The sequence below is a fragment of the Paenibacillus sp. J22FR5 genome, from assembly GCF_059691975.1.
On record NZ_JCAUAN010000064.1, the window covers coordinates 1 to 5,357 of the forward strand.

5 protein-coding genes, 12 tRNA genes, 1 rRNA gene and 1 pseudogene are annotated in these 5,357 nt (G+C 47.1%); all 19 read right to left on the reverse strand.

Annotation, left to right across the window (positions count from 1 at the left end; all coding sequences use genetic code 11):
- Window positions 1-102: 102 nt before the first annotated feature.
- Window positions 103-525, reverse strand: a pseudogene (locus tag AC58P7_RS33215) (reverse transcriptase domain-containing protein); the annotation flags it as partial.
- Window positions 526-1,130: 605 nt separating this feature from the next.
- Window positions 1,131-1,201: transfer RNA gene (locus AC58P7_RS33220), tRNA-Gly, on the reverse strand.
- A gap of 18 nt (window positions 1,202-1,219) precedes the next feature.
- Window positions 1,220-1,296: transfer RNA gene (locus AC58P7_RS33225), tRNA-Pro, on the reverse strand.
- A 20-nt stretch (window positions 1,297-1,316) separates the two neighbouring features.
- Window positions 1,317-1,393 (reverse strand) — tRNA-Arg (locus tag AC58P7_RS33230).
- A 6-nt stretch (window positions 1,394-1,399) separates the two neighbouring features.
- Window positions 1,400-1,474: transfer RNA gene (locus AC58P7_RS33235), tRNA-Gly, on the reverse strand.
- 102 nt (window positions 1,475-1,576) lie between these two features.
- Window positions 1,577-2,275 (reverse strand): AIM24 family protein, encoded by a 699-nt coding sequence (locus AC58P7_RS33240; protein WP_497350336.1) that lies wholly within the window; start codon window positions 2,273-2,275, stop codon window positions 1,577-1,579.
- A 27-nt stretch (window positions 2,276-2,302) separates the two neighbouring features.
- Window positions 2,303-2,758 (reverse strand): SH3 domain-containing protein, encoded by a 456-nt coding sequence (locus AC58P7_RS33245; protein WP_497350337.1) that lies wholly within the window; start codon window positions 2,756-2,758, stop codon window positions 2,303-2,305.
- 36 nt (window positions 2,759-2,794) lie between these two features.
- Window positions 2,795-3,076, reverse strand: a complete 282-nt coding sequence (locus AC58P7_RS33250; RefSeq protein WP_497350338.1) for a hypothetical protein — start codon at window positions 3,074-3,076, stop codon at window positions 2,795-2,797.
- A 290-nt stretch (window positions 3,077-3,366) separates the two neighbouring features.
- Window positions 3,367-3,876, reverse strand: a complete 510-nt coding sequence (locus AC58P7_RS33255; RefSeq protein WP_497350339.1) for a ferritin — start codon at window positions 3,874-3,876, stop codon at window positions 3,367-3,369.
- Window positions 3,877-3,989: 113 nt separating this feature from the next.
- Window positions 3,990-4,241, reverse strand: coding sequence for a DUF1450 domain-containing protein (locus AC58P7_RS33260; RefSeq protein WP_497350340.1), 252 nt, complete (start codon window positions 4,239-4,241; stop codon window positions 3,990-3,992).
- Between the two features lie 157 nt (window positions 4,242-4,398).
- Window positions 4,399-4,478: transfer RNA gene (locus AC58P7_RS33265), tRNA-Leu, on the reverse strand.
- Window positions 4,479-4,497: 19 nt separating this feature from the next.
- A tRNA-Lys gene (locus AC58P7_RS33270) sits at window positions 4,498-4,573 on the reverse strand.
- Between the two features lie 17 nt (window positions 4,574-4,590).
- Window positions 4,591-4,667 (reverse strand) — tRNA-Asp (locus AC58P7_RS33275).
- A gap of 30 nt (window positions 4,668-4,697) precedes the next feature.
- Window positions 4,698-4,774 (reverse strand) — tRNA-Met (locus tag AC58P7_RS33280).
- 72 nt (window positions 4,775-4,846) lie between these two features.
- Window positions 4,847-4,922 (reverse strand) — tRNA-Val (locus AC58P7_RS33285).
- Between the two features lie 14 nt (window positions 4,923-4,936).
- A tRNA-Glu gene (locus tag AC58P7_RS33290) sits at window positions 4,937-5,011 on the reverse strand.
- A 34-nt stretch (window positions 5,012-5,045) separates the two neighbouring features.
- Window positions 5,046-5,137, reverse strand: a tRNA-Ser gene (locus tag AC58P7_RS33295).
- A gap of 29 nt (window positions 5,138-5,166) precedes the next feature.
- Window positions 5,167-5,242: transfer RNA gene (locus AC58P7_RS33300), tRNA-Asn, on the reverse strand.
- A 5-nt stretch (window positions 5,243-5,247) separates the two neighbouring features.
- A 5S ribosomal RNA gene (rrf, locus tag AC58P7_RS33305) occupies window positions 5,248-5,357 on the reverse strand; the annotation flags it as partial.

Here is a 5,357-nt window from a genome sequence, read left to right on the forward strand (position 1 = left end):
TACCTTTACGTGTTCAAGACTCGATTCCGGGTAGGGCGGCTTTTCCCTTTGCCCGGGTGGGAATTACACCCACTGAAAGCACCCAGCTTACCTAGGCGCACCAAAGAACTTTTCCAAATCGAGATCGACGACGAATCGATATCCCTCAGTCATGTACGTTTTAGCTTTCTTTACGGCGTCATGTCCCTGTCGTTTTGGACGAAACCCATAACTATGGTCGGAAAACTGTGGATCAAACAATGGTGTTAGCACCTGTGCGATTGCTTGTTGAATCAGTCTATCTGTCACGCTAGGTATGCCTAACATCCGTGTCCCCCCATTCGGTTTCGGGATTTCGACCCGACGAACAGGACTCGGTTGGTAGACTCCGTCTTCTATTTCTTGCCGTATCGTCTGCCAGTTTTGTTTGATGTGTTCACGTAAGGATTTTACGGACATTCCATCTACGCCATGGCTTCCCTTATTGGTTTCGACACGCTTTAGTGCCTGTAGAAGATTTTCCCGCGACAGTAATTGCTCCAACATTTTTTTTTACCTCTCCTTACGCGATTTGTGCTTCCTCTTGTGCCAGAGATGAATTCTGCCCTTCCGAAGTCCCCAACGGGTTCACCGTCTCCTCCTTCGGATAAGTCCTTCCGGATTTTCTGCTTTCGTTACTCACCCTGAACGCCTTGATGTACAAATACCTATTTCATGTTCAGCCCTTCCGCAGGGTGTTGCAACACCTTACGTACTATGGCTTCTGCTGACTTCTGTACGTTCAGCCTGTATTCCTATACAGGTTTACAAAGTTTGCTTTGCGTTCCGTACAGATCTCCCCAGGTAAGAACGCTATCTTCCTCTCCATCTATCTGCTCCATTTACTTTCGTACGCCTTCGGCAGTAAGGGCTTTGACTTGTCGTGCAGTCTCTCCCAACGTACGCTAGCCTTATATGGAATTCGTGTTCCTCAGACCAGAGATTTGCCGCCGACTTCCTTCAGATTCGACCTCGCGGTCGACACCCTTGTCTTAAGCTATGGCTACTACTTCCTTCGCCATTCGGGACTTGAACCCTAAAGATAGCGCCCATGCTGGGCGCACTACAACGAAAAGAGCCACCCGAAGGTGGCTCTTTTCGTCTTGCTCGTAAGCGGGCGGCGGGAATCGAACCCGCGCGATCAGCTTGGAAGGCTGAAGTTCTACCATTAAACTACGCCCGCATATTAAGAAATACTAAGTGGTCGGGACGACACGATTTGAACATGCGACCCCCTGCTCCCAAAGCAGGTGCTCTACCAAGCTGAGCTACGTCCCGTAGTGAAAATAAAGTGTAAATGGCGCGCCCTGAGAGATTCGAACTCCCGACCTTTTGATTCGTAGTCAAATACTCTATCCAGCTGAGCTAAGGGCGCAAATATTGGAGCGGAAGACGGGGATCGAACCCGCGACCCTCGCCTTGGCAAGGCGATGCTCTACCGCTGAGCCACTTCCGCATCATGTACATTCTCACTCGCTCAGTAAGTGTTTCTCTGAGGCGACAAGGAATAATATATCAGGTATTGCGAACAAATGCAACTCTTTTTTTCGTTTTTTTATTATTTGATGAAAACCCCGCCAAATGGCAGTACTTCCCGAGCTATTCGTCGCAGTAAGCTATCCGATTTCATATGCTCATCTAATTTGGGATCAGGCTTACAAGGCTGCATAAGCACATGGCCGTGCCCCGTGATCTCCCAGTGATAATTCATATGCTGACTAGCCAACGTGTTGCCATACACACAAAGTCGGAGCTTTGCCTGCCGCGGATAGGCGACAAGACAGCTCACATCCACATACAGAGGTTCCTCTGGATCCAAAGCCATGTGATGCACAGGACCCGCTGTTAACAAACCAAGATTGCCGGGGCCGTGAAATTGCATTTTGACTAGATCTTGCGTGATCAACGTGTTCTTCACGCTCTGCAGATGCGTTGTGAAGGTCACACCATCCGAATAAAACAACACATGCCGAAATTCAAACAATAGATCGTCTTCGGCTTCTAGAGGCACTACAGCCAAACTATAGGCTTCAGGCAACCCCAATAGCACTCGTCCTGGACCCAGTACACGCGATTGGATCAGCCGTCTCTTCCTATACATGCTAGGAAGCTTCATCAAAGCATCTTCTCTTTGCTCTGGCCTTCCTTGAAAAGCTACAATTTGGTTGGGATGCAGCACATGCACAGCCTCGCCCTTTACGAGCTGCAGCGTGGCCAGCCTAGCTTGTGAGCTTGCATTTTCATAAATGATCTCCAAACACACAACCTCCTCGCACCCTGCCTGCTATCGCATTCCACGCTTTCTTCTCTGCCAAACGAAGAAACGAAATACACGTCCGAGCAAAAAATAGCCTATAACCAAAGCAACGGCGGTAATCGCCATGTAAGTTATTTTCCGATTTCGTTTGTCTTTATCCAGCGCAATTTGTTCCATGGCTTTCAACCGCTCTTGTAATTGCTCATTGTCCTTCTTGAGCGCCTCATTCTGGCTCAGAAGTCGATCTTCAATTTCTTGGGACTGCCTGACAGCTTCCGATAGCTTGTCCTTCTGCTCTTCTAATTGCTGCTTCGTAGCCTCATAATCCTTCTGGATCTGCTCTACATTACTCGGCAGTTGATAAATATCTTTTACCCGATCCAACCAAGAAGCGTGGGCAATGGGAGCCGGATACATCAAACCCATCAAGATTACTAAGACAACCATCGTTTGTCCTAAGGTAGTCGTTTTACGTACTCGCATCCGTTATCGCTCCCCACCGTTCTCCGACATTATCTTCTATTTTACAGCAAAAATCACCCCTTCACCACTTCTATTGCTTGAACAGGATACCGCAAAATCGTTTTCAGCTTCGCAATGCAGCATTTGTACACAGGTCCCCTCATGTCTAGATTCGTACCCTACATCAGAAATCACCTTCAGCTCCTTTTTCTTGGCTGCATCCCCTGTACGCGCTTCTTTCATGATTTCGGCCGTTACATACGCAGGCATTCGAATTAAGAGCTTCCAGTGCCATTCCTCCCTCGGTACATCCAACGCAGTTCTAGGATCGCCATCCACCCACCACTGGCCCTCTAGCTTTGCTACCGTAAAGTCTTTCTCCTCTTTCTTGTAATGCCCCTTAATACTATAGGCGACCGTGTACAGCGCTTCTGTGGCGTTTGCAAAGGTAGTACTATTCGGGTCACCTTTCCCAACGATTGATACATAGGAAACAGGCTCTACTCAACCAATTGTGGTTTTGTCGGAGCTGAACCCTTACACCTATACGTCAGTTTAATAGAAAAAAACTTACCCTTCGCACCTGAATGCGAAACGAGTAAGCTTTTTGTCTCTAAAATCGTATGTAATTATTCCGCAGCTGGTGGCGTGAATGAACGTTGAGCAAATTCCGCATCCAACATGAAGAAAGCATTGCTATCTTTATCGATTCGTTTCAACTTGTTGATAATGCTATCGAACATCGCTTCTTCTTCCACCTGCTCGTCAATGAACCATTTCAAGAACTGCATAGTCGCATGCTCTCTATCATTCAATGCTAAGTCGGAGAGGTGATAAATGCGTTTCGTTACTTCCTGTTCATGGAGATATGCATGCTCAAAAGCATCCAAAATTGATTCATATTGATTCACCGGCGTATCCATACCTGCGAATTTGACCTTTTTCCCACGGTCGTTAATAAATTTAAAAATCTTCATAGCATGGAACTTCTCTTCTTCCGCTTGTACGATAAAAAAGTTCGAAAACCCATCCAAACTTTCCGCAGCGCAATAACCAGCAATAGCTAAGTAGACGTGCGCGGAATAAAACTCATAATTCATCTGCTCATTGAGCGCTTCGGTTAGTGTATCGTTTAGCATCTGTGCACACACCTTTCTGTATGGTTATCTCTTGCGTATTCCCCATACATACAAGATTAACAGAATTGTGCATACAAATACAAACGGAAGTAACAATTTTAACAGATCAAAGTTCAAGCCATCACGCTTTTGGCTTTAGACGCCGAGATTATTTCTTTAATCTGAGCATACAAGTGGTCAGGTGACTCCGCACATAGCAGCTTCTTCTTCCCGATCATAGCAATACATTCTTTCTTGCAATGCCTGCAATTGCCGAGGCAGTCTTTCTTCTTCTGCTTCAAGTCTGGATACTCATGCTTCAAGGATTTATATATTTGTTTGGATCCGAATTTCTCATTTCTACAGCAGTATTTAATCGTTTTCAAATGCGATCTCTCCCCGCCAGTTACTTGTAACACTACTCTTGATATTAGTGATAATAATAATCAATGTCAACCCCGAAATGGATGAGCTTGTACGCAAAAAAAGAACTTTCTCTTATCCTTGTAAAAGGATGAAAGAAAGCTCTTCTTTGTTGTTGGATGCGCGTAGAGGGACTTGAACCCCCACGGTCGCCCGCTAGATCCTAAGTCTAGTGCGTCTGCCAATTCCGCCATACGCGCATGCTGTAAATAAGGCAAATGGTGAGTCATGTAGGATTCGAACCTACGACACCCTGATTAAAAGTCAGGTGCTCTACCAACTGAGCTAATGACTCATGTGTGATATAAAAAATGGCGGAGCTGACGGGATTCGAACCCGCGGTCTCCTGCGTGACAGGCAGGCATGTTGGGCCACTACACCACAGCTCCACACTATGTAAATCTCCTCTTAGAAGAGGTTGGTTGCGGGGGCAGGATTTGAACCTGCGGCCTTCGGGTTATGAGCCCGACGAGCTACCGGGCTGCTCCACCCCGCGACATTACTAGCATGTTATTTTATTATTCCCAGTGAAATCTATGTCATCCAAATTTCTTCTGAAAAACTAAAATGGTGGAGGCTGACGGGATCGAACCGCCGACCCTCTGCTTGTAAGGCAGATGCTCTCCCAGCTGAGCTAAGCCTCCATGGGATTAAAAAATGGTGACCCGTAGGGGACTCGAACCCCTGTTACCTCCGTGAAAGGGAGGTGTCTTAACCACTTGACCAACGGGCCTCGTAAACAGGCTTTTCTTATGTATAAGCACTTATGGCGGAGAGAGAGGGATTCGAACCCTCGAGACGCTTGTGACGCCTACACGATTTCCAATCGTGCTCCTTCGGCCAGCTCGGACACCTCTCCATGAAAAGGCCTGGTATGTGAAAAATAAATGGCTCCCCGAACAGGACTCGAACCTGTGACAACTCGATTAACAGTCGAGTGCTCTACCAACTGAGCTATCAGGGAACAATGCTTGGCAACGTTCTACTCTCCCAGAACCCTGCGGTTCAAGTACCATCGACGCTGGAGGGCTTAACGGTCGTGTTCGAGATGGGAACGCGTGGGTCCCCTCCGCCATCAT